Raw genomic sequence first — 25,885 nt, 5'->3', positions numbered from 1 at the left:
ACGTCAGGTGATGGTGGCCGCCACGATCGTCGGGGTCATGATGGCGATCATCGCGGCGGCGATCGCATCGTTGACGGCCTTGGCGACGGCATTCCCCGCGGCGGATCCGGCGGTGAGGTCTTCGATCCGCTTCTTGAGGTCACGCGATGAGACGCCACCGCACTCCTCGCGCAGGATCGCGTGAGCCGCGTTGAGGTTCTGCAGGATCGAGAGCAGCGCCAGGTCAGCCTGCGTCGGGGCGAGGGTTCCGGCGAGCACGGCGGCCAGCCTGGCCCGCAGCGTCTGCTCGGGCGTGGAATCGGACTCCGGAGTGCGGGCAGCGCCCCATCCGAAGAAGCCGCGCTCGCCCCGGACCAGCACGCCCTGCACGACGAGCGACTCCACGACGACCTCGAGCGGGTCGAGCTTCGGTCGTGTGACGAGAGACTGCAGCCGCTTGCCGCGCAATGGCACGAGACGCTCGAGCGTGGTGTCGAGGATCGGGTTGCCGGTGGGCTCGGTCGACACGATGTCGACCACGGGGTTCTTCTCGTTCGACACGGTGACCCGCCCGTGCAGCGCGAGGTCGACGATCACGGCGGCGACCTCGCCGTACATTCGGTTGACGCTCACCGCGCTCTCGACGCGGCCGTCGGACCGGAGCAGCAGCATGTGGAGTTCTTCGACGATCAGCATGCATCCACGCTATGACGAGCGCCGACGCCGCGGCATCCCCCGAACGGATGACTTGTGGAAGCACGAACGCCGCGCCCTCCGAGGAGGACGCGGCGCTCGAATCGGCACTCGACGGCTACGCGCCGATCTTCTTGGCGTCGTCGGTGTTGAGCAGGCGGAAGAGCACAGCCGCGATGACGCCGCCGACCACCGGGGCGACGATGTAGAGCCACAGCGACGCCCAGTCGAAGTAGCCGCCGACCGAGAGTCCGAGGGCGACGGCCGGGTTGAAGCCACCGCCCGAGATCGACCCGACGGTGGCCGCACCGATGAAGACGGTGCCACCGATCGCGATTCCGTAGAACGAGTTGCCGTCGGTGTCCTTCGACGTGGCGGTGTTGAGCACGACCCACACGAGGATCAGCGTGAACAGCGCTTCGACGAAGAACGCCGGGCCGACCTCGATGACCTTGGCCTCTCCGCCGGCAGGCCAGACCGCGAGGCTCGCCAGCGCGGCGAGCGTGCCGCCGACGAACTGGGCCACGAGATACGAGACGAAGTCGACCACGCTGAGGCCGCCACGCAGGAAGACGCCGACCGAGACGGCCGGGTTGAGGTGCGCGCCAGAGATGTGCCCGGTCGAGTAGACGAGCACGGCGAGCGTGAAGCCGATCGCGAGCGGAGTCAGCGGACTCTCGCTGTTCACCGCCGCGATGATGGCGAGGACGAAGAGGAAGGTCGCGATCGCTTCTGCAACTGCCTTCCGAGGTGTTCCGGTCATGCGTGTTCCCCGTTTTCTGGATGTCGAAGGAGGGTGACAGAGCCCCTCGGCGCGCGTGCCGCGGCCGATGCCCCCTCCAGTGCGAGCCTGAATCTAGTGGCGTGACGAACCGCCGCCGCAGCGCCGCGCGGCAGTGGGAAACCGCGAGCGACCAAGCATGTCGGGATGCTGATGTATCGCCCTGAGCGCGCGCGCGAGTCACCACCTGCGGATGCATTCTGTCAACCCCGTCGTCGCCCCACCCGTGCGTTCCTATGGTCGAGACATGACCCACCACGAGAGCCACGAGAGCCACGAGAGCCACGACGGGATGTCCCGTGAGCAGAAGCGGCACGACCAGCTGACCTCTGCACCGGATGCCACGGAGGCCGACGCCGCACCGCGCGTCGAGGTCTCGGAGCATGACGGCAGCACGCGCATCGACATCCTCGATGATGCCGCGGTGCGGCCCGGCCCCGGGCCGGGCGTCGACGCCGAAGATGAGTAGGAGCACCCGGAACTAGTTGCGCGTCCGCTGCGGCCGCGCCTCGACTCCGGGGTAGATTGCCCTTGTGACCACCGCTCTCGACGACGACATCCCCGCGCGCCGGGGAACCTCGCCCGGTCCGGAGCGCGGCGGTGGAGCGACTCTCGCCGATGTCGCCCGACTGGCCGAGGTCTCGCGCGCCACCGCCTCCCGCGTGCTCGCGGGAAGGGCCGCGGGCAAGTCGGCGAGTCACGCTCGCGTGCTGGCCGCCGCCGAGGAGCTCGGCTACGTCGTCAACGGTCTCGCCCGGTCGATGATGGGTGTCGGACGTCGCAGCATCGCGTTCGTGTCGAGCATCATGGTCGGCCCCACATTCGCCACGATGGCCGGCGGCGCCGAAGACGTCGCGACCGCGAACGGCCACCTGTTCACGATGTGCACGACCGGCGGCGACGTCGACCGGGAGGCCGCCCTGATCGAGACTCTCAGCGAGCAGCGGGTCGCCGCGGTGCTGCTGGTCGGGTCGACGCCCGCGAATGAGGAGTTCGAGCAGCGCGCGCAGGGGTACGCGGCCACCCTCGCACGGGTGGGTGCCCGGCTGATCCTGTGCGGCCGTGCCGCACTCCCCCATCACCCGCAGATCGCATCGATCGACTACGACCACCGTGGTGGGGTGCAGAGCGGCGTCGAGCATCTCGTCGAGCTCGGACATCGCCGCATCGCCTTCGTCGGTTCGCTCGACGAGATGACCACCCCTCACCAGCGCTTCCTCGGCTATCAGGACGGACTCGCCGGTGCCGGGATCGAGTTCGACGCCGCGCTGGCCGTGCAGAGCGGCAACTCCTCCGATGAGGCCGCCGCCGCCACCGTCGCATTCCTCGAGAGCCACCCTGACGTCACCGCCATCGTGTGCCAGACCGACGTCATGGCGGTGGGCGTCTGTCGTGCGCTGCACGAGGCGGGCATCGCCATTCCGGCGCACATCTCGGTCGTCGGCTTCGACGACATGCAGCTCGTGGCCGACCTGACGCCCTCGCTCACGACGGTGCGGGCGCCGTTCCACGACGTCGGGGAGCTCGCCGGACGCATCGCCGTCGGCGGGGCCTACGACGGCGCCGTGGTGCTGCCGAGCGAACTCATCGTCCGCGGCTCGACCGGCCCCGTGCGGGCCTGAGAACCGGACGACGCCCCGCGGAGCGCAGACACGGCGACAAAGCGGTGCGCCCGGAGAACTCCGACCGCACCGCTCACGTTCGCAGCCTCAGTACGCCCCGAGATCCTGCCACGGACCGTGCGGGTCACCCGGCTCCTGGTTCCTGGTCCACCAGGCCGCGCGGAAGGTGTGCCCCTCGTGCGCGACCGTCTCTCCGCCGACGTAGACGTATGACGGTGTCCACGCACGAACGTCATCGCCCGCCTCGGGCACCGGGGCGCCCTGCTGCATCCACGACCCGGTCGCGGTGCTGCCGGGCCGTTCGTTCCGCGTCCACCACTGCGCGGTGTACACGGATCCGTCGTGCGACACCTCGTCACCGGAGTCGTAGACCGCAGCAGGATCCCAGGCGGGCACCGTGGGGGCCGTCGTGACCTCGCCGAACACGATGAGCTCCGCCACGTTCAGGATCTGACCGTTCACCAGCCGGATGTAGCGGAAGGCCGTGTCGTCCGCCACCGTCCACTGCTGCCAGTCGAGCGTCTTCACGGGCGCCGCAGGGGTGAGCCGCGTCCACGACTGCAGGTCGTTCGATCCCTCCAGACGCATGTCCGCGATGCGCGAGGTGCCGTACCCGTCCTGACGCACGAGCAGGTCGGCCCCGCGGAGCGACACGGTCGTGTCAGCACCGAAGTCCCACACGTTCCCGTAGGTGCCCGAGTTGAGCCGGGTGTCGGAGTGCGTCGCCGGATCTCCGTCGAGCATCCTGGCCGTGTACTGCGTCCAGGCGGCGTCGACGACTCCGTCGGGGCGCAGCACCGTCGCCTCCCGGAACGCGGAGTCGACGCGTCCGTCATCGCTCGACAGGAACAGCTTCGATCCGTCGGTCGTGGCGTACACCGTGTCGGCCTGTCGCCCGTCGGCCGTCGTGAAGTCAAGCGTGAACCCGACCCCCGACCCCGCCGCCGTGCTGTCGGGCAGCGCGGCCCGCGCGACCCACTGCCCGGGCTCGGGCGAGGTGACCGAGGCCGGCACCCCGAGCACCGTCACGGCGACATCCGTCGAGCGGGGGTCACCGCTGATCGACAGCGCCACCTCGTCACCGGCGACCACGCGCCCGGCGACCGCGTCGGCAGACGACATCGAGACGGTGTCCATCGACCCGACGGCCTCGATGCGGGATCCGTCGATGCGGATGTCGGCGATGCTCCAGATGCCCGGGTACGCCGGGTCCGACGGGACGCCGGGCTCGTCGACCTGGAACTTCACGAAGCGGAACGCCTGGTCACGTGCCTCGGCGCGAACCTCGACCCACTCCATCGAGGAGTCCTGACCCCCGTTCGGATGCTCGGTGAGCAGCGTCCACGTGGCTGCGTCGTTCGAGCCGTAGACGTTCGTGCCCTCGGCGCGGTTCGGGAACGTGTCCCTCGCCTGGAAGCCGAACCGATCGGCATCGACGCGGAACGCCGAGCCGAAGTCGAACACGATGTTCGGCACGCGCTGGTCTCCCCAGCTCGTCTGGTTGTCACCGTCGGTGATGGCGGTCAGCTGCGCGGCCGTGAGCGGCGGAGCGCTCACGAGCGTGCGGTAGTCGAGCGTGCCGTCGGCCAGCACGGGGTTCAGCGTCACGAGTCCCGACACGGCATCGCCGAGACTCTCGAGCAGTGCCGAGAAGGCCGCGGCATCCGCACCCGCCACTCCCTGCTCGGCACCCGCACGTGCCTCGAGGAACCGCGTCCAGCTCGCCGAGGTGTAGTCCGCGCTCTCGCCGACGCGGTCGACCAGCTCGGTGATCGCCGCATCGCGACTCTCGGCGACAGTGAGCGTCACGGGCAGCGCCGTCACCGTCGTGCCGTCGGATGCCGCGAGCGTCATCGCCGCGGCGCTCGGCTGCGACGGCGTCCAGCTCAGCTCGTCACCCTGCAGCGCCACCCCCGAGGGGGCATCCTGCAGCGAGAGCGTGACGGTCTCGCCGGCGGCATCCGTCGTCTCGACTGCGCGCGTCCAGGGTTCACCCGCGACCAGCACGGCATCGAGTGCGGGAGCATCCGTGAACGCCGGCGGCGTGAGCACTCCGCCTGCCTGCGCCAGCAGCCCCGCGACGTCGACCTGCGCATCCGCCCCCGTCGCACGCAGGAACAGGATGTTGTCGCCGACCGCCGCGGGAGTCTTCGCGAGCGCCAGATCCAGCCAGACGTAGCGCCACTCACCACCCGTGTCGGGCACGACGATCTCGGCGAACGGCGGCTCGTCCGCAGTACGCGAGGCCAGCAGACGCGCAGTGCCGTCGCTGCGCACCTTCACCCCCACCAGCGACTGGGCGGCGGCCCGGTCGCCCCAGACGGCACGCCTGATCGCGAGGTTCGCATCGTCGGCACCGGCATCGAGCCGGATGAACGACGCACCGTCGGCATCCTCGTCCCGCGAGGCGCCCGCGCCGAGCGGGGTGCCGAAGGTCTCGACCGAGAGCTCGGCACCGGGCGCGAGCGGTGCGACCGAGTCGTCGACCTCGGCGAGCTCCTCGGGGAACGCGACCCAATACTCGGCACCGGTGTAGTCGGAGCCGCGGTCGTTCCAGAAGTTCTGCACGCCGGTGCCGTAGTAGTACAGCGGCCCGTCGCGCTGCTCGTAGAGCTCGGCGACATGGGGCGCCTCGGCGGCGACATCGACGTCGGCGACGTAGCGATACTGCAGATACGCCTCGCTCAGCGGATCTTGCAGCCGGCCGCGGTACGCCTGCGAGATCGCTCCGCCCTCGTTCGCCGGAACGTAGGGGACCTCCTCGCCCATCATGAATGCGTAGAAGGTGTCGGCGCCGTCGAGGATGCGGTGGTCGAGGAAGTCGTAGGGCGAGACCGCGTCCGCTGCCTCCGACACGGTTCCGGCATCCGGATCGACCTTCGTGCCCTGCGCGTCGACGATGCGGGCCAGGGCGACGAAGAGGTCGACGTCACCCTGGCCGTGCGCCTGGTCACGCAGCATCTCCATGTGCTGCACGAACGGCTGGCCGGTCGTGTTGCCGGCCGCATCCGCGGAGATCTCCCGGAACAGCTGCTTCAGTGAGCCGTTCACGTTGCCGCCGTAGAGGTCGTGCTCGCTCTCGTATCCGGCATTGACCGTGAACCACTCCACCCGCTCGGCATAGAGGTCGGCGTCGTCGAGGAAGATCGCCGCCGAGATCATGCCGATCACCCCGTAGAGGTGCTGGTTCCAGAGCCGGTTCTTCGAGGACAGGAAGGTCTCGAGCACCGGGCGGATCAGATTGTCCTCGATGCGCTGCTGGTCGGCATCCGTCCACCGCAGGTCGTACCCGTCGAGGTCGGCGTCGGCCGGCTCGGTGCTGCGGATCAGCTCTGCCGCGATCAGCATGTAGTACAGCGGCACGCCGGTGTGGATGTGGGCGTCGGCGAAGTACTCGTACTTCGCCGGGTCGAGGCTGCTCCACGCCCGCAGCCCGTGCAGGGCGTTCGCGCGGTACCGCTCGTCGCCCGTGACGACGTACTCGAGCGCCTGGGTCATCACACCGATGCCGTCACGCTGCGCCATCGACCGCATCGAGACGCTGGCATACGCGTCGTTCTTCGGGACGTCGGTGCCGGGCTGCGCGTTCTCGACGCGGTAGTCGAGCGCGGCGTAGCGGGTGTCGACCATCGCGTCGTAGTAGCTCGCCCACGGGTCGACCCCGGCGAGCACCTGCGTGCGCATGTTCTCGAGGTGGTCGGCCGTGAAGCCTATTCCCGGATGCGCGAAGCCGGCATCGCTGACGGTCTCGACGATCTCGGGTGCGGATCCGGAGGCGGCGGGGACGGAGGCGGATGCGGCGGGGGCCGCCGCGATCGGGGATGCGGCGGCGGCCGGCGGCGCGACGAGGAGCGCCCCGCTGAGGGCGATCACCCCGGCGGTCAGCGCACCGACCGTCTTTCGGATGCTGCGTCGTTCGATCTTCATCGATCTCTCTTCCGTGACGGCGCCGTCGAGCGACGGCGCGAGGGCATGCACAAGCAGGAACTTCGCGACGTTCAGGTGTTCAGGTGGGGAGGGTCAGTCCTCCCCCGCAGAAGCGTCGTCGTCCGCGAACCGCACCGAGACGTCGCTGAAGTCAGCCGACCACCCGCGACCGTCGAGATCATCGGCGCGGATGCCGACGAAGAGGCCGGTGAACCGCAGCCGGTCGCCGTGGTCGTCCGACAGCGTCCAGGCCGGGTGCACGCCCGGCACCTCGATCCAGCGATCGTCACCGACCCCGGTCACCGCGAATCGCAGCGCGGGTCCGTCGAGAGCCGCCCGCATCCGCACCGCCGCCTCGGGCACCGCGACCGGAGCGGAACGCGTGGTGCGCGAACCGTCGCGGCTCACGACGCGGACATGCCGGCCGTTCTCGGCATCCCAGCCCAACTGCAGCCAGATCCAGCCGTTGCGGTCGTACCAGGCGATCACACCGGCGAGCTCGCGCGTGCTCGTGGGCTCGGCATCGATCGTGGCGTCGAAGACGGCCTGATGCTCTTCGACCCTGGTCACGATCATCGACTGCGCGAAGACGGATGCCGGCGAGTGACCGCCGCGCACGCGCAGCCAGCCGGGCCGCGCTGCCGGGTCGGCGACGCCGGGCGCGAGCGCGGCGCGCAGAGTCGACCAGCGCCTCGAGTCGAGCTCAGGGGCGGCGAAGCGCTCGTCGAAACCGCGGGCGGGTCCGTCGACCACGTCCCCACCCACCTCTCCCTGCACGTCGACCTGCACGGCCGCGTGATGCCCGCCGTGCGCCAGCCGCAGCCAGCCGTCGTCGAACACGACCCGCTGCAGGCAGGTCTCGCGTCCGAGGGTGCTGTAGCGCTCGCCGAGATGCAGCGTCGGCCGGCTGGCGAGGTGCACCAGCATCCACTCCCCGCTCGGCGTCTGCACGAGCTCGCCGTGCCCCGCCTTCTGCAGCGGAATCCCGGGCGCATCGCGGCTCGTGAGCACGAACGGCTGCGCGTCGCGCTCATAGGGGCCGGTGATCTGACGTGAGCGCGCCACCGTGATCGCATGGTTCCACCCGGAGCCGCCCGCGGCGATCAGCAGGTGGTACCAGTCGCCGACGCGATAGAGGTTGGGGCCCTCGACCAGCGTCGACTCCCGGTGGATGACGGTCGCCGTCCCCGAGGTGCGCTTCTCGTCCGGCAGATACTGCTCGAGCACGAGACCTGCGAACGAGGGATGCTCGGGCCGCTGGTCCCACTGCACACCGACGATCCAGTGCGTCCCGTCCGGGTCGTGGAAGAACGAGAAGTCGAATCCGCGCGAGCCGAGATGCACGGGCTCGCTCCACGGCCCCTCGATGCTCTCGGCCGTGACGAGGTAGTTGTCGATGTCCTTGTCGTCGCCGTCCATCGATCGCACGACCGAGTACGCGAGCCAGAAGAGGCCGTCGGAGTGCGAGAGGCTCGGCGCCCACACGCCACCCGAATCGGGAACGCCCCGCAGGTCGAAGCCCTCGTCGAGCGCATGCCCGCGAACCGTCCAGTGCACGAGGTCGGTGGAGTGATGGATGCGCACCGCCGGGTGGAACTCGAACGTGCTCGTGGCGATGAAGTAGTCGCCGCCGACCCGAACTATCGAGGGGTCGGGATTGAATCCGCGCAGGATCGGATTGCGCACGACGCCCATCACACGACCCCCGGCACCCGCTCGAAGCCGACGAAGGCCTCGCCCGCGACGAAACGGGCGACCTCGTCGATCACGTCACGCCCGAGGCGATGCAGCTCGTTGCCCGTGGCACCTGCGATGTGCGGGGTGAGGGTCACGTTCGGCAGGCTCCACAGCTCGTCATCGGCCGCGAGCGGCTCGGGCTCGGTCACGTCGAGGATCGCGTCGATGCGCCCCGAGCGCAGGTGCGTGCGCAGGGCATCGTGGTCGATCAGCGAGCCGCGCGCGGTGTTGATGAGCACGGCGCCGTCGCGCATGATCGCCAGTTCCTGCGCGGCGATCATGTGCGCGGTCTCGAGCGTGGCCGGTGCGTGCAGCGAGACGATGTCGGATGCCGCGAGCAGCTCGTCGAGCGTCACCTTGAGCCCGCCGAGCGAGATGATCTCCTCCTCCGAGGCGTAGGGGTCGTAGATCAGCACCCGCAGGTCGGTGGCCAGCAGCAGCTGAGCCACCCGCCGGCCGATGCGCGAGGCGCCGACCAGGCCGACCGTCCGCCCGAAGTTGCCGGTGTCGAGCAGATCGGCCTCGCGGTCGACGAACGCACGGCCTTCGCGGTAGATCTGCTCGGCATAGCGTGCGCGTTTGCCGGCGAGCACGATCGTCGCCGCGGTGTACTCGGCGACCGCCTGCGCGTTGCCCTCGCCGGCGTTCGTGAACACGATGCCGCGAAGCGTGGCCTCGACCGTGTCGAGCACGGCGCTCGCGTTTCCGCCCGCGAAGACGACGGCGCGCAGATGCGGCATGCGGTCGAGCATCGCGCGGTCGACCCGGGGGCAGCCCCACCCGGCGAGCAGGACCTCGGCGTCGCCGAGCAGACGCGACGCGTGATCGCTCTCGAACTCGGTGAGCACCTCTGCGGGCACGTCGACCAGGCCCGACAGTCGGGCGCGATGCGGGCCGAACAGGTTCTCGGCGAGCGCCGGCGGGTTCATCGCGACGATCGCGCGGGGTCGGGCGTTCACTTCTTCAGCTCCTCGATGCTCCAGTCGTCGCGCCAGACGAGTTCGGCGCGACCCTCCTCGACGCGCAACGGCAGCCAGACCGGAGCAGATGCCGCCAGATCGTCGCGATCCCAGCGGTCGCCGATGTAGACGTGCCCGCCGTCGACCGGCAGCACCACGCTGACCTGCGAGTCGAACGTGCGCGTGCCCGCGGGGGCGATGTCGCACCACGGCGACCACGGCCCCTCGAGCGCCGGAGCGGTCGAGTACTTGTTGTCGTTGAGGTCCCAGCCGGTGAGGTCGGACCCGAACAGGAAGTAGACGCCGTCGTGACGCACGAGGGTCGGCGACTCGTACCCGATCTCCGGACGATCCTGCTGACGCAGCGTCGCGACGACCGACTCGACGCCGCAGTAGTCCTCGCGGAGCCGGTAGATGTGCAGTCCGTTCTCCCGGTCCTCGGAGAGCAGGTACCCGATGCCGTCTTCCTGGTAGACCCCGATGTCACGGCTGATGTTGCCGAGCGGACGCTCGCTGCCGAGATAGTCGTAGGGCCCCTGGGGCTGGTCGGCGATCGCGTACCCGACCCTGGCGTCGGAGTAGTCGGCGCTCTCGATGTGCAGGATCAGCACCCAGCGTCCGTCCGGGCGACGCAGCGCCTTGGGACGCTCGACGATGCGATCGGGGGCCAGATCTCCCGTGCCCGCCGCGAGCGCGTCGCCGAGGTACTCCCAGTTCGCGAGGTCGGCGGACCGGTAGCAGGCCACCGCCGTGAACCGGTCGCCCGCGGTCTTGTCCTCTCCCCAGGCGTACCAGTGCGCGCCGACGCGCTGGATGCCGATGCCGTGCAGCTGGGCGATGCGCCCGCGGTCGTCGGTGAACAGCTCGCCGGTGCGGATCGTGGTGGTCACGAGCGCACCTCCCTGATCCGCAGGACGCGGGCACCGAGTCCTGCGTCCGTCGAGAGGCGGATGCCGCCGTCGACGATCTCGGCTCCCCAGCCGTGGGCGTCGGGGCTCGAGGCCGCGGGGAACAGCGTCTCGACGCCGGCAGGACCGGGGATCGTGACCGTGTTCGGCTCCTCCGAGCGGTCCCACACGAAGAGCAGAGTCTGCTCCTGGTCGCGAAGACCGAGGCAGACCACATCGTCGTCCCACGCCGGCAACCCGAGGGGCCAGAACGGCTCGCTCGTCGACAGCCGGCCACGCAGCGCCTTGTGCAGGTCGACGGCCTCGGCCACGAGCGCTCGCTGCGAGGAGCGCAGTGCACCCAGGAAGCCCGAGAGATAGAGCCGTCCGCTGAGACCGGTCACGAGCGTGAACGCCGTCTCGGCATCCGTCATCCCGACGGCCGGATAGGCCCAGTTGCCCGCCTGCTCCGGAAGGATCGATGCGGGGGCGGATGCCGCGATCGGCGGATACAGGCGGAAGTCCTGCTGGTCGGTGGTCGACTGCAGATGTGTGCGCGAGAGCAGGGCGTAGTCGGCGCGCATCGCGCCCGACGAGCAGTTCTCGATCAGGAGCTCAGGATGCCGCTGCTGCACCTCATCGAGCCAGTCGCCCACCGCGCGGATGTGACCGAGCAGGCCGTCGCCGGCCGCGGTCGCCTGCCACGCGGTGCCCGCGCCGGGGTTGATGTTGTAGTCGAGCTTCAGGAAGCTGACCCCGTAGTCGTGCACGATCCGGTCGACGGTCTCGTCGAGGTGCGCCCGCGCCGCAGGGTGACGGAAGTCGAGGTGGTACCGGTCGTGCTCGCGCACGCGCACGCCGAACCGGTGGAAGAACGCCTCGTCGGGCAGCGTCTGCGCGACGGGACTGCTCACCCCGACGACCTCGGGCTCGAGCCATAGACCTGATCTCATGCCCGCGGCGTGGATCTCGTCGATGATGCCGTGCAGTCCGTGCTCGTCGAACCGGCTCGCGGCCTCCTGCCACTCGCCGACCGTGTCCCACCAGTCCCCGATCGCGGGGTCGGCGAACCAGCCGGCGTCGATGCAGAACACCTCGGCCCCGGCGTCGGCGGCGGCGCTGATCAGGGGGCGCAGCGCCTCGGAGGAGGGCTGCCCCATGAGCGTGTTCATGAAGTCGTTGTAGACGATCGGCAGATCGGGACCGTCGACGCGTCGGATCGCGCGGCGGTGCGAGGTCAGCGCGGCGATCGCGCGCTCGAAGCCCGTGATCGGCTGAGATGTGTCGAGACCCTGCGCCGAGGCGGCGAGCGCGACCGGCACCGTGACGAACTCGTCGCCCTGCCCGAGCGCGTGGGCGAACTGGTGCTCGAGATCGGTGGGGCCGAGTAGCGAGAGGGTCAGTCCCTCGAGTCCCTGGCTCAGGTCGACGTGCCAGCCTGCCCCACTCTCGATCTGCCAGGCGAGGGCCGAGCCGTCTCGGTGCACCACGGCGCCGACCGGCAGGTGCTCGCCCGTCGACCACGCGCCGTGGCTGGTCAGGGTCGCGTGGCCCCGACCGTCCTGCGCGTGGATCGGCAGCGACAGCGGCGGCAGCTCATCGGCGAGCGCGCGACGGTGCCAGCGGTTCTCGGCCAGCCACTCGCTGCGCGCGGTGAGCAGGTCATACTCCTCCCCCGCGTGCGGCCCCGCGCCGACGCCGACGGTCGCCGAGCTGACCGCGGTGACGATGACCGGCTCGGCCGCGGTGCCGCGCAGCGTGTGCTGCACGCGCACGGCGGTGCCCGACAGGGCGAGCGTGCTCGTCACCTCGAGCCCGGTGAGCGGGTCGCGCTGCACGAGCGTGAGGGTGTCGGCATCCGGCGACTGCTCGGCATCCGCCTTCTCGAGGCGCAGCCGCGCACCGACTGCCGAGCGCACGTACGCCTGGCTGGTGCGCGCGCGCTGCTCGGTGGCGGTGAAGATCTCGACGAGCGCCGCCGGGTGTCCGTCTCCCAGGGCGAGCGTCACCGGCCCCTCGGAGCCTCCGGCGATCGTGAAACCACCGATGCGGGCGATCATGCGCCGACCCGCTCGCGTGCGCTGTCGAACCCGAGCGTGCGTGCGCAGATCGTCGCCGCCACGGCGGCGAGCGCCGGCATCGACATCCAGGCGACCGCACCGACGACCGGCAGCGAGGTGGCGAGCGCCGCGAGACCGGCGAGCAGCAGCCAGACGAGCGCGAGGTGGGGGCGCTGCATCACGATGCGCGCGGCGGCGAGCGCGAACGCGGCACCGCGCAGGGGGGAATCCGACAGGAAGGCCCCCGCCACGACGGTCGCGGCGACGACGGCGGCCACGGCGACGGCGCCCAGCAGCACACCGGCATCCGCCCCGAGCAGGGCGACGTCGTAGCCGAGCACGAGCACCGCGGCGCTCAGCGTCAGGGCCGAACCCCAGCGGTGGCGCACGGCATCCGCGAATCCGCGCCAGAAGCTCTGTGCCCCGTGCGGTTCCGAATCGAGCAGGGCGGCGGCGGCCCTGCTCAGACCGTGCAGCGCCGGAGCGACGGGCAGCACGGCGGCGGCGCCCAGCCAGAGCGCCAGGTGCGTCGCCTGCCAGCCGACGAGCGCCTGGAACGCCAGCATCGGCACGAGGCACGCGACGAACGACAGCGAGACGAGGAAGTACCGGAACGCCCCGAGCAGCAGGGTCGCGATGATGCCGTCGTAGCCGAGCAGCCGGCCGAGACGCGAGATGGTCACGGTCGTCATCCCTTCACCGCCCCGACCGACATGCCCTTGATGAAGTAGCGCTGGAAGGCCGCGAAGATCGCCACCGAGGGGACGATCGCGAGGATCGCGCCCGTGTAGATCAGCTGCCACTGCGAGGTGAGCAGACCCACCATGCGGTTGATCGCGACGTTGATGGTTCCGGCCGACGACGAGTCGAGGAACACCAGCGGGATGAAGAAGTCGTTCCACAGACCGAGCGACTGGATGATCACGAAGGCCGAGGTGACCGGCAGCAGCATCGGGAAGACGATGAGCCAGAACGTGCGCAGGCGGCCTGCGCCGTCGACATGGGCGGCCTCTTCGACCTCGATCGGGATGCCCTTGATGAAGCTGCAGTACAGCAGGATGCCGAAGCTCGCCGCCCCGCCCAGGTGCACGAGGATCACCGAGAGCAGGGTGCTGTAGAGGCCGACGTCGTCGAATCCCTTCACGAGCGGGATCATGCGCACCTGGAACGGGATCATGAGCCCGGCGATGAACAGCACGTAGAGGAAGCGCGAGGTGCGGCCGCCGACCCGCTCGATGCCGTAGGCCGCCATGGGCACGATGATCACGAGCATCACGACCGTGCCGACCGTGATGATGAGCGTGTTGAGCACCGCCTCGAGGAAGTCGGTCTGCTGGAACAGCGCGATGTAGTTGTCGAACGCGAAGGACGTGGGCAACCCCATCGGGTCCTTCGTGATCTCGGCGTACGAGCGGAAGGAGTTCAGCAGCGCGTAGATCACCGGTGAGGCGACGATCAGCACCAGGATGCTGAGCACCACCATGACGACGATCTCGCCGACCGACCACTTCTTCTTCTCGCGGCGCACGCGCGGCGGGCGCGGGATGCGGGCGATCCCCGCCGGTCGCGCCTCGGGCTCGATCTTCATGGTGACCTGGGTCATCGTCTCGGTCATGCCTGGATCTCCCTCTTGCGCATGTAGGCGTTCGCGGCGACGGTACTGACGATCACCACGAGGAAGAGCACGACGGCGGCAGCCGATCCGAACCCTGCCCGGTACTCGCCGAAGCCGACCTTGTAGATGAAGAACGCCATGGTCTCGCTCACGAACCCCGGGCCTCCCGAGGTGAGCACGAGCACCTGATCGAAGATCACCCAGCCGGCGATCATCGCGAGCGTCATGTTGACGGTGACGGCACCGGCGATCATCGGCCACGTCACGTTCCAGAACACCTTCGCCCCGCTCGCGCCGTCGATGCGCGCGGCTTCGATGAGCTCCTGCGGCACGGACTGCAGGTTCGCGAGGTAGATGAGGGTGGTGTTGCCGCCCAGGGTGAAGCAGGTGATGAAGAGGATCACCCAGATCACGATGCTGCTGTCGCCCAGCCAGTCACGGGCCCACTCGGGCAGCCCCATGTCACGGAGCACCGTGTTCACGGAGCCGAAGTTGTAGTTGAGCAGGTACTTCCAGATCGTCGCCATGATGAAGGCGCTGACGAGGGCGGGCAGGTAGACCGCCGTGCGGAAGAAGCCCTGCGCGTGGTTGAGCTTGTCGAGCATGAGCGCCACGGCCAGCGAGATCACGTTGATGATCAGGGCCGAGCCGAGCCCCAGGATGAGGGTGTTGCGCACGGCGTTCCAGAACCGGCCGCTGGCGACGATGTCCTCGTAGTTCTGGATGCCGACGTAGTCGTAGTCGTCGCTGATGCCGTCCCAGTCGGTGAGGCTCAGCTGCAGCGTCTGCAGCGAGGGGACGATCACCATGAGGAGGTAGATCGCCAGCGCGGGGACGACGAAGCCCAGCATCGCCAGGCGCCCTCGCCCGAATCGCGGCCTCGCTCTGACCTCGGTGTGTGCACTCATGTTCTCTCCTTGATCGATCACCGCTCGCCGGAAGCCGGGGCGCGGTCCGTTGCGCGCCCCGGCGATGCGGCTCAGCCGGCTGCGGCGACCTGCGCGTCGAGTTCCGCCTGGACCTTCGCGATCGTCTCGTCGATCGTGGTCTGGCCGTCCTGCATCTCGATGCGCGACTGCCGGAAGAAGGTGTTGACCGAGCTGAAGGTGCTCAGCGTCGGGGCGTTCTCGTACCAGACGAGGTCCGGGTTCTCGAGCAGCGCGAAGAAGTCATCGGCGCCGGGAATGGTGTCGTTGCGGGTGACCTCGTCGGACGCCAGGATGTTGGGCGAGATCCAGCCGCTCTCCTCCATGAGGTTCGCGGCGTCGACCGAGTAGAAGTAAGTGAGGAACTCGACCGCGGAGGCGTACTCGTCCTTGTTCTCGGCAGCCTGCGCCGAGATCGCCAGACCACCGGCGGTGTCGCCGACGACGCTGTTCTTGAGGACGTTGATCTTGCCGTCCTCGTCGGGGATGATGAACAGCCCCGCGTCGAACTCCGGGTCGACCTTGTTGATGTCCATCAGGCGGCCGAGCCCGGCCGACGACGTCGCCATCACGGCCTGCTCGTTGACGAGCAGGGTCGTCGTCTGCGCATCCGCCGTGGACTGCCAGCCCTCGAGCACGTAGTTGTCCATGATGTTCTGGAGCTCTTCGAGCGGTGCCTTCAGGTCGGCGACCGAGGCGTCGCCCGCGGCGGCCGCGTTCCAGAAGCCGCCCTCGTCGCTGTACTCGGCGAACGTCGGAGCCGCGAGGGGCTTCCACAGCTGGTCGGAGGGCCAGACCTCGGCCGCGGCGGTGGCGAGCGGCACATCGCCGTTGGCCTTGATCTCGTCGAGCAGATCGATGAAGTCGTCGTAGGTCTCGGGCACCTCGAGGTCGTGCTCCTCGAAGTAGGCCTTGTTGTAGACGATGTTCATGCCGAGCTCGCCGTTGAGCGCGCTGTAGGGCACGGTGTACACGTTGCCGTCTTCGGCGGGGGCGAAGGCGTCGGGCTCGAGCAGTGCCGTGACCTCGTCGGGCACGGGGGCGAGCTTGCCCGCGTTGACGTAGGTGAGCGTGTCGCGCATGTCGACGACGGCCGGCCAGTTGCCCGTGGCGTCGACGGTCTTGAGCGCCGTGGCGTAGTCGGAGCCGGCGGGCAGCGGGTCGAGCTTGACCTCTGTGGTGTCGCTCTGCTCGTTGAAGGCGGCGACGACCTTGTCGACGACCGCGTTCCAGGTCTCGTCACCCGTCGCGTAGAGGAACCGGATGGTGGTCGTCTCCGCCGACTCGGCCGCGTCGCCCGAGCCACCGGCGCACCCGGCGAGTGCGAGAGCAGAGGTCGCAAGGCCGGCGGTCACCAGCAGGAGGCGGCTGCGTGCCGTCCGCGTCATTGCGTTGTGCATGTGATCTCCCTTGATTCGTGCCGGACTCTCGTCGGCTACACCGACGGTAGCCGAGCGGATAGCGGTTTCCAAGCACTTTCTGTAACTAGTTGCACTTTACTCGCAAAATCAGGAGAATCAACTCTGGCGACGTTCGGCGCGCCCGGAATCAGAGGACTAGAGCCAGCCCTTGCGCTTGAAAGCCCAGTACAGACCGACGCCCATACCCACCATGAGCGCGATCGCCATGGGGTATCCGAGCGCCCAGTGCAGCTCGGGCATGTGGTCGAAGTTCATGCCGTACACCGTGCCGACGAGGGTCGGCGCGAACAGGATCGCGGCCCACCCCGAGATCTTCTTGACCTCGTCGTTCTGACGGATGCTGAGCTCCGTCATCCGCCGCATCTCCTCGTTCTGACGCCGGGCGACGATCGTCGACTCGACCGTCAGCGCGTTGTCGAGAACCGTGCGGAAGGTGTTCGCGCGCTCCGAGACGCGCAGGGTGTGGTCGAGCACGTCGCGCAGATACCGCTGCAGCTCCTCGTCGACCTCGTACTTCGCGGATCCGCGCAGCAGCGCGTCGAGCATCCCGGCGAGAGGCTGCACCGCCCGCTGGAAGTCGATGACCTCGCGGCCCAGCTCGTAGATGCGCTGCGTCGCGTCGACCCCGTCTTCGAAGAGCTGACTCTCGATCTCGTCGATGTCGTTCTCGAGCCCGGCGAGCACCGGCGCGTACTCGTCGACCACCTCGTCGAGGATCGCATAGAGCACGGCCTCAGGTCCGAGCCTCAGCAGCGCGGGGTCGCTCTCCAGCCGCCGCCGGACCCGAGCGAGGTCCGGCGACTCTGCGTGGCGGATCGTGACGACGAAGTCCTTGCCGACGAGCACGTGGATCTCGCCGAACTCGACCTCCTCGGTCTCGTCGAGGTAGCGGGCCGATCGCAGCACCATGAAGAGCACATCGTCGTAGCGCTCGAGCTTCGACCGCTGATGACCCGAGAGGGCATCCTCGACGACGAGGGCGTGGATGCCGAACTCGTCGGCCACCTCGCGGATCTCCGCCTCGCTCGGGCGGTACAGCCCGATCCAGCTGAGGCCACCCCGCTCACGCATCGCCTCGAACGTCTCGCTCAGGCTGTGCGGGTTCTCGGTGCGGACGCCGTCGACGTAGATCGCGTTGTCGATGATCGCCATCGGTGCCCCCTCGATGAAGCGCAGCCGCGTCGGGCGACCGCGCGGCGGATCAGCCCTCGGGCGGCGCCGGCGGGGCGACGCACGGGATCGCGGCATCCGTGATCGCCTGGTGGTACTGCTCGGCCGTGAACGGCAGGCCGAACTCCGGGGCGGTCTGCCCATCGGCAGCCGGGGCCTTCGACGCGATGGCCGCCAGCTCCCAGGCGAGGTTGCCGATGATGTTGCCGCCGGTAGTCGAGTTGTTGAGCGAGACGGCCACCGTGAAGCCGGTCGTCGGGTCGGCGTAGGCCGCGGTGACGTACCCGGGGGTCCAGCCCTGCTGACCAATCAGCGAGCCGACCATGAGGCCGCCGCCGGTGGCCTGCAGCCACGAGGGCGCACCCTCGAAGGCCGGCAGCGGTGCGCCGTAGCGGTTCGGCTCCTCCTGCGTGCGCAGAGCCTGCCGCGCCTGGGCCTGGGCATAGCGACCGAGATCGTCGATCGTCGAGACGACGCCGGAGTCGGTGTAGCCCGTGCTCGACGAGAGCGTGGTGATGTCGATCGGGGCGGCGCAGTCGTAACCGCCCTCGATCTCCGAGAGATAGTGCCCGTTCATGACCGGTCCGGTCGAGGGCGGCGCCGGCGTGGCGCGGGGCAGCGAGGTCGCCCCGAGCCCGAGCGGCTCGGTGACGTACTCGGCGATGAGCTCGGATGCCGTGAGGCCGGTGGCGTGCTCGAGAGCCATGCCGAGCAGCAGGTAGTTGACGTCGGAACCGCGGTACGTCGTATGCGGCACCGTGCGCTCGGCACCGAGGCCGTACGCCGCGAGCTCCAGCGGAGCCCAGACGCGCTCGGGGGTGTTGCGCCAAGCCGCCTGAGCGATCTCCTCCGACGAGCCGACACCGCTGGTGCCGTTGCACAGGTCGAGCAGAGTGATGTCCTCGAGGTCGGGCACGCCGGACACGTAGTCGGGCACCTTGTCGTCGAGCTCGACGATGTCCTCGTCGACCAGGGCGTAGAGCACATCGCAGGTCATCAGGCGGGTGACGTCTCCGATGCGGAAGGCCATGTCGGTGCTGACCTCGCCGCCCTCGCCGGCCGGATCCTGCGTTCCGACGCCCGTGACCCAGCTGCCGCTCCACGGCACCCAGACACCCACGACCGCGCCCGAGGCGCCGGATGCGGCGAGCGCATTGTTGACGGCATCCGTCATGGCCGTGACGGTGTCGTCGGGCAGAGCCCCGTCGACCTGCTCGGGCGGCGTATAACTGAACGTGGTGTCGCTGGTGCATCCGGTCAGGAAGAGCCCGAGCACGGCGACGCCGGCCGCTGCTGCGCGAAACCTGCGCGACGAGAGAAGCTGCATGAAAGGGTACCCCCGGAAGACGTGTCTCCCGAGTCTAGAACGCGGATCCTGAAAGTCGGCATCGGAGCCCCGGCCGTAGGGTGATCACCATGCCCCACATCTTCGATGCCGAGGTGGTCTCGGCGATCCTGCGCCACATGAACGGCGACCACACCGACGACAATCTGCTCATCGCACGCGCCTTCTCGCCCGAGGGCGGCGACGAGATCACGGATGCCGTGATGACCGGTCTCGACGGCGAGGCGGGGGTGTGGGACATCACCCGCGCCGGTGTCGTGACCGAACTGCGGGTGCCCTGGCCGGGCGGCGCGATCACCGAGCGGCCGGCGGTGCGCCGCGAGGTCGTCGCCCTGTATGACCTCGCCTGCGAGCGTCTCGGCGTCGAGCCGCGTCCGCACGCGTGACCCGGGCCGACCGCCCCGCGACATCGCATGGCGACTTCGGAGGAAACGGGGGGTTCCGCCGAAGTTAGGTGACCCTTACACTGGGGTCATGTCCGAGATCCTCTCCTTCTCCGCCGCGCTCCGCGAGCGCTCGTCGAGCTCGCACTCCCGCAGCGAGGGCGCGGGCTTCATGTCCGACCTGCTGAAGGGCGAGGGATCGCGCGAGGACTACATCTCTCTCGTGGCGCAGCACTACTTCATCTACGAGGCGCTCGAGTCGGCGGGTGAGCGCATGCGGCACGACCCCGTGGCATCCGTCTTCCTCAGCGACAAGCTCACCCGCCTGCCGGCCCTCGAGGCCGATCTCGAGTTCCTGCTCGGTGCGGACTGGCGCGAACGGATCGTCGCCCTGCCCACCACTCAGCGGTATGTCGAGCGCATCCGCCAGGTCGGCGCGACGTGGGCCGGCGGCTTCGTCGCCCACCACTACACGCGATACCTCGGCGACCTGTCGGGCGGCATCTTCATCGGCCGCGTCATGGCCCGCCACTTCGGCTTCGAGACGAACGGCATCGGCTTCTACCTGTTCGACGACATCGCCGACCCCGCCGCCTTCAAGGACGTCTACCGCGAGCAGCTCGACGCCGCGCCGTGGGATGACGCCGAGCGCGAGCGCGTGATCGACGAGGTGCTGCTGGCGTACCGGTTCAACACCGAGCTGTTCGAAGACCTCGACCACGCCCGCTCCGCCGCCGTCGCCTGACCCCCGGTCGTCGAGCGAGGCCGACGGCGTCGACCGAGACGCCAACGTGAGTCGGTGAGACCTCCTTTCTGCCGCGAAACCCGCATCCGGTGACGAGACCCACCGTCACGACATGGGTCTCGGCGATAGAGGTGGGTCTCGCCGGATGCGCGCGCCACGCGCGTGCGAGACCCGTCATCGGCCACGAGACCCACCTGCACAGCATGGGTCTCGTCACCGGATGCGGGTCTCACTGGGTGCTCCGCAGCTCCACGACCGTCAGGACTGCGCGGCGAGCCAGGCGGCGCGCATGAAGCGCCGCACGTCCTCATCGACGCGGATGTCGCTCGGTCGCAGCGCCCGCGACAGGTACAGCCCGTCGATCGACGTCAGGCGTGAGAGCGCCACATAGGTCTGCCCGGGTGCGAACGCACCGGACCCCAGATCGATGATCGCCCGATCGTAGGTCTTGCCCTGCGATTTGTGGATCGTGACCGCCCACGCCAGCCGCAGCGGGAACTGCGTGAACTCGGCGACCACGTCGCGGCTGAGCTTCTTGGTCGCCGGCTCGTACGAGTATCGGAACCGTTCCCAGACCGCGGGCTCGACATCGACCTCGTCGCCGTCGATCTCGACGCGCACGGTCTCGCCGAGGATCCGCACGACCGTGCCGATGGTTCCGTTCACCCACCGCGGCGGCTCCCCCGACATCGAGGTGTCGTTGCGCAGGAACATGACCTGCGCGCCGATCTTGAGCTTGAGCTCGGGCTCGGCGGGCAATGACGCCTCACCGCGACCGAACTCGCCGCTCACCTCGGCCTTGGCGGTCTGCTCCTTGCCCGGCAGCGCGGCGAGGTGCCTGCTGTTGATGCTGTTCACGATGTCGTTGCGCGTGGCGAGCGTGATCATCGGCACCTCCCCGGGCTCGGGGTCGGGAGGCGTGCGGGCGCCCTGCGTGTTGAGCACACCCGCGATCTCAGCGGTCACCCGGCCATAGCGCACGGCGTTGAGCATGGCCTTGAACCCGTCGTCCGACTGCCGGTGGATGTGCACGAGCTCGCGCACGTGCAGCTCGGCGCGGGTGTCGACGACGAACAGTCCGTCACCCTCCTCGGCATCCGACTCGTCGTCCTTCCAGGGACCTGCCCAGACCTTCGCGTCGAAGAACCAGAACGAGCGGTAGTGGTCCTTGACGTAGCGCAGCTCGTCACCCCGCGGCGGCACGGGCGCGAGCTGGTACGGATCGCCGAACATGACGATCTGCACCCCGCCGAAGGGGATGCCGCGCTTGCCCCGCGCCTGACGGAGCGAGCGGTCGATCGCGTCCATGAGGTCGGCGTTGACCATCGAGATCTCGTCGATCACGAGGGTCTCGATCGCGTTGAGGATGCGGCGCGTGTTGTCGTTCTGGTCGATGTCCGAGTCGCCGATCAGACCGATCGGCAGTCGGAACAGCGAGTGGATCGTCTGCCCCTCGACGTTCAGCGCCGCGACGCCGGTGGGGGCGCAGATCGCGATCTGCTTCTTGGTGTTCCACGAGAAGTACTGCAGCAGCGTCGACTTGCCGGTTCCCGCTCGCCCGGTGATGAAGACGTGTTCGCTGGTGTCCTCGATCAGCCGGAACAGCTCGTGCTGTTCATCGGACAGGGCGGGAAGCGACACGGTTCTCTCAGACGGGAAGGCGGCGGACGGCGACGGGATCGGGAGCGCGGCGGGCGCGTACGAACACGCGCCTCCATGCTACGTGGCGCACAGGCTCGGCATCCGCCCGACACCGACGCGGATGCCCCGCCGGATGCCCCGCATTGCGGCTCCGTCACAGTGCGCCACGCGCTCGGCGTCGTCCCAGGCCGCCCTCCTAGACTGACGCCATGCAGCGAGTCGAGTCGAAGGCGCCCCGGCGCTCGCGGCTCGTCGCCGACCTGGCGATGCTGACGGTCGTGGGCCTCCTGCTCGTGGCCGCCCTGGCCGCCGGCGGCGCGACGCTCTACCAGCAGTTCTACGGGCCGTCGGCCTTCGTGGTGCGCTATCTCGACCTTCTGTCCGAGGGGCGTGCGGCCGATGCCCTGCGGGTTCCCGGCGTCGCGGTCGACCGCGAGACGCTCGAGGTCGCCGGCATCGTCCCGACGGCATCCGAGGCGATGCTGCGCCACGCCACCCTCGCACCCCTCACCGACATCGAGGTCGTGTCCGAGAAGCCCGACGGAAAGGCCATCGCGGTCACGGTGTCGTACAAGGCCGGAGGGAACGCGGGCACGACCACCTTCACGGTCGCGCAGGACGGGTGGGCCGGCGTGACCCCGAACTGGCGCTTCACCACCAGCCCGCTGGCCGTCGTGGAGCTCACGCTGCGCGGCGCCGACCGCTTCGCCGTCAACGGCTTCGAGGTCGATCGTCGCCAGATCTCGGTCGCGGGCGTCGACGCGGCTCCTCTCGACCCGCTGCCGATGCTCGTCTTCACGCCCGGCCTGTACTCGGTGACCGTCGACACCCCGATCTCGACCTCACCGGGCGTCGGGGTGCTCGCCGACTCTCCCCTCGCGACGACCCCGGTCGACGTGCAGACCGATCCGACAGACGAGTTCGTCGCCGTCGTGCAGGAGCGCGTCGAGGAGTTCCTGCTGGCGTGCACCGAGCAGGAAGTGCTGCAGCCCACCGCGTGCCCGTTCGGCCTCGAGGTGTCGAACCGGCTCGCGTCGCTGCCCCAGTGGTCGATCGCGGCGCAGCCGCAGGTCACGGTCACGCCTGACGGCGGACACTGGCGGATCCCGCCGACGGATGCCGTGGCGCACGTCGAGGTCGAGATCCGGTCGCTGTTCGACGGCAGGGTGCAGGCGATCGCGGAGGACGTGCCCTTCCAGGTGAACGGGTCGGTGACGATCCTCCCCGACGGGTCGGCCTCGATCCGCGTCGGCTCTCCCGAGCAGGAGCCGCCGGTCGGCTGACCCTGTCGCGCGGCTATCCCTGCCCCTGCCCGGCTGAGCCGCACCCTGTCGGGCGGCCTTCTCCGTGATGGGCGGTGCCGTGCGCCAGCATCCTCCTCCCCACGCGGNNAAGGCCTCCCCACACGGAGCCGAGGCCCGCACCCCGCCCCACCCTGTCGGGCGGCCTTCTCCGTGATGGGCGGNNCCGTGCGCCAGCATCCTCCTCCCCACGCGGAGAAGGCCTCCCCACACGGAGCCGAAAGCTGCACGCCGCAGCCTCTCGCAGCCGGGGTCAGCGCGCCTGGCGCTCGGCCTCTCGCTCCGCCGCGCGCCGGTCGCGCTCGGCGAGAGCCGCGAGCTGGGCGTTGTACTCCTCGAGCTCCGCCTCACCCGTGCGGTCGGCGTGCCGGTCGCGGCGCTTCTGCAGCTTGGTGTCGCTGCGACTCCACTGGATCGCCACCGTGATCGCGAGGATCAGGGTCGGGATCTCTCCGATCGACCATGCGATACCGCCACCGATGTACTGGTCGTCCATGGGTTCCGGGCCCCAGGTGCGCCCCATCGAGCCGAACCAGTCCGCGACGAGCAGACCCTCCTGCATCATCATCGCCATGCCGAAGAACGCGTGCATGGCCATCACGGCGATGAGCGTGATCAGTCGACCGGGATACGGCAGTCGGTACGGCACCGGATCGGCGCCGACGAGGCTCATCACGAACAGGTAGCCCGAGATCAGGAAGTGCGCGACCATCCACTCGTGCCCCAGGTGCTCATACATCGACCACCGCAGCAGATCGGTGAAGTAGAACGCCCACAGCGACAGGATGAAGATGCCCGCGGCGACGAACGGATGCGTGACCACCTTCGCGAACGGCGAGTGCACCGCCCACATGATCCACTCGCGGCCTCCCCGGGTGCCGTCGTCGCGCTTGTGGACCGCGCGGAGCGCGAGGGTGATCGGTGCGCCCGACACCAGCAGCAGCGGGATCGCCATCGACAGCATCATGTGCCCGAGCATGTGCACGCTGAAGAGGTACTCCTGGTACGCGTTGATCGGGCCGCAGGTGACCCACACGAGCAGCAGCATGCCGAGCACCCAGAAGATCGTGCGATGGATCGGCCAGCGGTCGCCGCGCCTGCGGAGTCGATATGCACCCGCCAGGTAGAAGAACAGTCCGAAGCCGGCGGCCACCAGCCAGAGGATGTCGATGTCCCAGGCCGTGAACCAGCGGTCGATCGTGAACTCGGGCGGCAGGGGTGAGCGGGTGAGGTTCTCGGCCGGCGTCTGCTCGAACGCGGCCTCTTCGCCGGTCGGCGGAGGCGTGCGCGCAAGAGCGGCGGCCGCACCCGAGGCGAGACCCATCAGTGCGATCTCGCACAGCACCAGCATCCAGAACCAGCGCGACGCGTTCGCGCCTTCGAGGCGCGGGATCAGACGGATGCGGTACCAGGCGCCGAGCAGCCCCATGCCGACGAGCAGCACGGCCTTCGCTATCAGGATGCCGCCATACGGCGTCAGAAGCTCACTGATGTCGCCGAGCGCGACCACCGAGCGGGCGAGACCCGAGACGGCGACCACCGCGAACGCGGCGATCGCGAGACTCGAATAGCGGCTGACGAGAGCCGCGGTGCCGACGCCCGAGCGGTCGCGCAGGATGACCACGAGGATGAGCCCGCCGAGCCAGACCGCGGCGCCGATCGTGTGCAGCAGGATCGAGTTCACGGCGACGGTGTGCCCCGCGAGATCGCCCGAATGCCCCTGCGTCGCCAGCGGGAGGAAGGATGCGGCGGCGAGCAGCGCCGTGATCAGCGTCGGCGTCCAGGTGCGCCACGCGAACGCGAGCACCGTGATGACGGATCCGACGATCGTCGTGATCAGCCATGATTGCCCGAGAGCCGTCTGCAGCAGGAAGAAACCGAGCTGTTCGCCGAACTGGCGATCGGCGCTGATCTTCGGGTTGAACGCCGCGACGAGGGCGAGGAAGGCACTGACGCCGGCGGTCACGGTGAAGATCGCCGCCGCGATGGATGCCGTGTTCAGCGCCGTGTCGAAGGACTTCTGCTCGCTGCGCAGAGCGAACAGCGCCAGCACGAGAGAGCCGAGCATCGCGGCCGCGGAGACGTTCATGGCCAGTTTGACGATCGGGATCGCCCACCGCACCGCCGGGCCGGGATCGCCCAGCAGCAGGGGCGCCGCACCTCCACCGAGGGCGAGGGCGGCGATCGCGCCGATCAGACCGGCGCCCACCAGGATCGCGAGACCGACCACGCGGTACGCGGGGCTCGTGCGGGTCTGGACGGCGCGGGAGGTCACCCCTCAAGCCTAAGCCGCGGCGGCTGACCGCTCGCCCGCCTGAGGGAGGCGCTTGCGGGCATCCGAAGCCGGATGCCCGAAGGCCGCCCCCGACACGTCGGGAGCGGCCTTCGAAGAGGTGCGGTCTTACTTGACGGCAGCCTTGAGCTTGGAACCAGCGGTCACCTTGACGCGGTGGCCGGCCGGGATCTTGATCTCGGCGCCGGTCTGCGGGTTGCGGCCCGTGCGAGCTGCGGTCGCGACCTGCTCGAACGAGATCCAGCCCGGGATCGAGACCTTGCTGCCCTTGGCAACAGCGTCGGAGACCGAGGAGAACAGCGCGTCGAGGACACCCGAGACGGTGGCCTGGCTCTGGCCGGTGGCGGAAGCGATGCTCGCGACGAGCTCGGTCTTGGTGATGGACTTGTCAGCCATGTCA

The 25,885-nt window shown here is 69.3% G+C and carries 21 protein-coding genes; 5 read left to right on the top strand and 16 right to left on the bottom strand.

Annotated elements, in window-relative coordinates; all coding sequences use genetic code 11:
• Positions 1–3: 3 nt before the first annotated feature.
• Together IXW21_RS00560 and IXW21_RS00555 are read right to left on the bottom strand one after the other, a co-directional pair.
• Complete coding sequence (locus IXW21_RS00560) at positions 4–675, bottom strand: GOLPH3/VPS74 family protein (protein ID WP_194762305.1); 672 nt, start codon at positions 673–675, stop codon at positions 4–6.
• Between the two features lie 115 nt (positions 676–790).
• A complete protein-coding gene (locus IXW21_RS00555; RefSeq protein WP_194762304.1) occupies positions 791–1,435 on the bottom strand; it encodes an MIP/aquaporin family protein in 645 nt (214 codons plus the stop codon).
• A 265-nt stretch (positions 1,436–1,700) separates the two neighbouring features.
• Here IXW21_RS00555 and IXW21_RS00550 point away from each other — a divergent pair, with 265 nt between their 5' ends.
• Together IXW21_RS00550 and IXW21_RS00545 are read left to right on the top strand one after the other, a co-directional pair.
• Complete coding sequence (locus tag IXW21_RS00550) at positions 1,701–1,922, top strand: multidrug transporter (RefSeq protein WP_194762303.1); 222 nt, start codon at positions 1,701–1,703, stop codon at positions 1,920–1,922.
• A 64-nt stretch (positions 1,923–1,986) separates the two neighbouring features.
• A complete protein-coding gene (locus IXW21_RS00545) occupies positions 1,987–3,075 on the top strand; it encodes a LacI family DNA-binding transcriptional regulator (RefSeq protein WP_194762302.1) in 1,089 nt (362 codons plus the stop codon).
• Positions 3,076–3,162: 87 nt separating this feature from the next.
• On the opposite strand, the gene IXW21_RS00540 is transcribed toward IXW21_RS00545, so the two are convergent.
• The 11 genes from IXW21_RS00540 to IXW21_RS00490 form a co-directional block, all read right to left on the bottom strand.
• Positions 3,163–7,002: a carbohydrate-binding protein gene (locus IXW21_RS00540; protein ID WP_194762301.1), complete on the bottom strand. Its 3,840-nt coding sequence runs from the start codon at positions 7,000–7,002 to the stop codon at positions 3,163–3,165.
• Between the two features lie 93 nt (positions 7,003–7,095).
• The gene (locus IXW21_RS00535) at positions 7,096–8,697 is read right to left on the bottom strand and encodes a glycoside hydrolase family 43 protein (RefSeq protein WP_194762300.1); all 1,602 of its coding nucleotides are present in this window, start codon (positions 8,695–8,697) and stop codon (positions 7,096–7,098) included.
• A complete protein-coding gene (locus IXW21_RS00530) occupies positions 8,697–9,698 on the bottom strand; it encodes a hydroxyacid dehydrogenase (RefSeq protein ID WP_323742127.1) in 1,002 nt (333 codons plus the stop codon). The genes IXW21_RS00535 and IXW21_RS00530 overlap by 1 nt, the downstream gene beginning before the upstream one ends.
• The gene (locus tag IXW21_RS00525) at positions 9,695–10,588 is read right to left on the bottom strand and encodes a family 43 glycosylhydrolase (RefSeq protein WP_323742126.1); all 894 of its coding nucleotides are present in this window, start codon (positions 10,586–10,588) and stop codon (positions 9,695–9,697) included. The genes IXW21_RS00530 and IXW21_RS00525 overlap by 4 nt, the downstream gene beginning before the upstream one ends.
• Positions 10,585–12,645: an alpha-galactosidase gene (locus tag IXW21_RS00520; RefSeq protein ID WP_194762299.1), complete on the bottom strand. Its 2,061-nt coding sequence runs from the start codon at positions 12,643–12,645 to the stop codon at positions 10,585–10,587. The genes IXW21_RS00525 and IXW21_RS00520 overlap by 4 nt, the downstream gene beginning before the upstream one ends.
• Entirely contained in the window at positions 12,642–13,328 is a 687-nt protein-coding gene (locus tag IXW21_RS00515) for a hypothetical protein (protein ID WP_194762298.1), read from the bottom strand. The genes IXW21_RS00520 and IXW21_RS00515 overlap by 4 nt, the downstream gene beginning before the upstream one ends.
• 5 nt (positions 13,329–13,333) lie before the next feature.
• The gene (locus tag IXW21_RS00510) at positions 13,334–14,260 is read right to left on the bottom strand and encodes a carbohydrate ABC transporter permease (protein WP_228528020.1); all 927 of its coding nucleotides are present in this window, start codon (positions 14,258–14,260) and stop codon (positions 13,334–13,336) included.
• Positions 14,257–15,168 (bottom strand): carbohydrate ABC transporter permease, encoded by a 912-nt coding sequence (locus tag IXW21_RS00505; RefSeq protein ID WP_194762297.1) that lies wholly within the window; start codon positions 15,166–15,168, stop codon positions 14,257–14,259. Before IXW21_RS00505 ends, IXW21_RS00510 begins: the two co-directional genes overlap by 4 nt.
• Before the next feature lie 71 nt (positions 15,169–15,239).
• Complete coding sequence (locus tag IXW21_RS00500; protein ID WP_228528019.1) at positions 15,240–16,586, bottom strand: ABC transporter substrate-binding protein; 1,347 nt, start codon at positions 16,584–16,586, stop codon at positions 15,240–15,242.
• Positions 16,587–16,742: 156 nt separating this feature from the next.
• Positions 16,743–17,759: a magnesium/cobalt transporter CorA gene (gene corA / locus IXW21_RS00495; RefSeq protein ID WP_194762296.1), complete on the bottom strand. Its 1,017-nt coding sequence runs from the start codon at positions 17,757–17,759 to the stop codon at positions 16,743–16,745.
• Positions 17,760–17,808: 49 nt separating this feature from the next.
• On the bottom strand, positions 17,809–19,104 hold the full coding sequence (locus IXW21_RS00490; protein ID WP_194762295.1) for a serine hydrolase domain-containing protein: 1,296 nt from the start codon (positions 19,102–19,104) through the stop codon (positions 17,809–17,811).
• Between the two features lie 89 nt (positions 19,105–19,193).
• On the opposite strand from IXW21_RS00490, the gene IXW21_RS00485 reads away from it, so the two are divergent.
• Complete coding sequence (locus tag IXW21_RS00485) at positions 19,194–19,508, top strand: DUF2470 domain-containing protein (protein WP_194762294.1); 315 nt, start codon at positions 19,194–19,196, stop codon at positions 19,506–19,508.
• An 88-nt stretch (positions 19,509–19,596) separates the two neighbouring features.
• Complete coding sequence (locus IXW21_RS00480) at positions 19,597–20,250, top strand: heme oxygenase (biliverdin-producing) (protein ID WP_194762293.1); 654 nt, start codon at positions 19,597–19,599, stop codon at positions 20,248–20,250.
• Positions 20,251–20,508: 258 nt separating this feature from the next.
• Here the strand turns inward: IXW21_RS00480 and IXW21_RS00475 are convergent, their stop codons facing one another.
• On the bottom strand, positions 20,509–21,891 hold the full coding sequence (locus IXW21_RS00475; RefSeq protein WP_194762292.1) for an ATP-dependent DNA helicase: 1,383 nt from the start codon (positions 21,889–21,891) through the stop codon (positions 20,509–20,511).
• Between the two features lie 209 nt (positions 21,892–22,100).
• Between IXW21_RS00475 and IXW21_RS00470 the strand changes: the two genes are divergently transcribed.
• Entirely contained in the window at positions 22,101–23,174 is a 1,074-nt protein-coding gene (locus tag IXW21_RS00470; protein WP_194762291.1) for a hypothetical protein, read from the top strand.
• 271 nt (positions 23,175–23,445) lie between these two features.
• On the opposite strand, the gene IXW21_RS00465 is transcribed toward IXW21_RS00470, so the two are convergent.
• Together IXW21_RS00465 and IXW21_RS00460 are read right to left on the bottom strand one after the other, a co-directional pair.
• Complete coding sequence (locus IXW21_RS00465; RefSeq protein ID WP_323742125.1) at positions 23,446–25,467, bottom strand: cytochrome c oxidase assembly protein; 2,022 nt, start codon at positions 25,465–25,467, stop codon at positions 23,446–23,448.
• 126 nt (positions 25,468–25,593) lie between these two features.
• Positions 25,594–25,881 (bottom strand): HU family DNA-binding protein, encoded by a 288-nt coding sequence (locus IXW21_RS00460; protein ID WP_042541574.1) that lies wholly within the window; start codon positions 25,879–25,881, stop codon positions 25,594–25,596.
• Positions 25,882–25,885 lie beyond the last annotated feature (4 nt).

Source organism: Microbacterium sp. UFMG61, assembly GCF_015354505.1.
Lineage (GTDB): Bacteria > Actinomycetota > Actinomycetes > Actinomycetales > Microbacteriaceae > Microbacterium.
This window is presented reverse-complemented; position numbering and strand designations above follow the sequence as displayed.

Excerpts from the sequence above, each read along its gene's own strand:
- IXW21_RS00560 (WP_194762305.1), bottom strand. The coding sequence starts at position 675 with ATGCTGATCGTCGAAGAACTCCACATGCTGCTGCTCCGGTCCGACGGC.
- IXW21_RS00555 (WP_194762304.1), bottom strand. The coding sequence starts at position 1,435 with ATGACCGGAACACCTCGGAAGGCAGTTGCAGAAGCGATCGCGACCTTC.
- IXW21_RS00550 (WP_194762303.1), top strand. The coding sequence starts at position 1,701 with ATGACCCACCACGAGAGCCACGAGAGCCACGAGAGCCACGACGGGATG.
- IXW21_RS00540 (WP_194762301.1), bottom strand. The coding sequence starts at position 7,002 with ATGAAGATCGAACGACGCAGCATCCGAAAGACGGTCGGTGCGCTGACC.
- IXW21_RS00535 (WP_194762300.1), bottom strand. The coding sequence starts at position 8,697 with ATGGGCGTCGTGCGCAATCCGATCCTGCGCGGATTCAATCCCGACCCC.
- IXW21_RS00520 (WP_194762299.1), bottom strand. The coding sequence starts at position 12,645 with ATGATCGCCCGCATCGGTGGTTTCACGATCGCCGGAGGCTCCGAGGGG.
- IXW21_RS00510 (WP_228528020.1), bottom strand. The coding sequence starts at position 14,260 with ATGACCGAGACGATGACCCAGGTCACCATGAAGATCGAGCCCGAGGCG.
- IXW21_RS00505 (WP_194762297.1), bottom strand. The coding sequence starts at position 15,168 with ATGAGTGCACACACCGAGGTCAGAGCGAGGCCGCGATTCGGGCGAGGG.
- IXW21_RS00500 (WP_228528019.1), bottom strand. The coding sequence starts at position 16,586 with ATGCACAACGCAATGACGCGGACGGCACGCAGCCGCCTCCTGCTGGTG.
- corA (WP_194762296.1), bottom strand. The coding sequence starts at position 17,759 with ATGGCGATCATCGACAACGCGATCTACGTCGACGGCGTCCGCACCGAG.
- IXW21_RS00490 (WP_194762295.1), bottom strand. The coding sequence starts at position 19,104 with ATGCAGCTTCTCTCGTCGCGCAGGTTTCGCGCAGCAGCGGCCGGCGTC.
- IXW21_RS00485 (WP_194762294.1), top strand. The coding sequence starts at position 19,194 with ATGCCCCACATCTTCGATGCCGAGGTGGTCTCGGCGATCCTGCGCCAC.
- IXW21_RS00480 (WP_194762293.1), top strand. The coding sequence starts at position 19,597 with ATGTCCGAGATCCTCTCCTTCTCCGCCGCGCTCCGCGAGCGCTCGTCG.
- IXW21_RS00470 (WP_194762291.1), top strand. The coding sequence starts at position 22,101 with ATGCAGCGAGTCGAGTCGAAGGCGCCCCGGCGCTCGCGGCTCGTCGCC.
- IXW21_RS00460 (WP_042541574.1), bottom strand. The coding sequence starts at position 25,881 with ATGGCTGACAAGTCCATCACCAAGACCGAGCTCGTCGCGAGCATCGCT.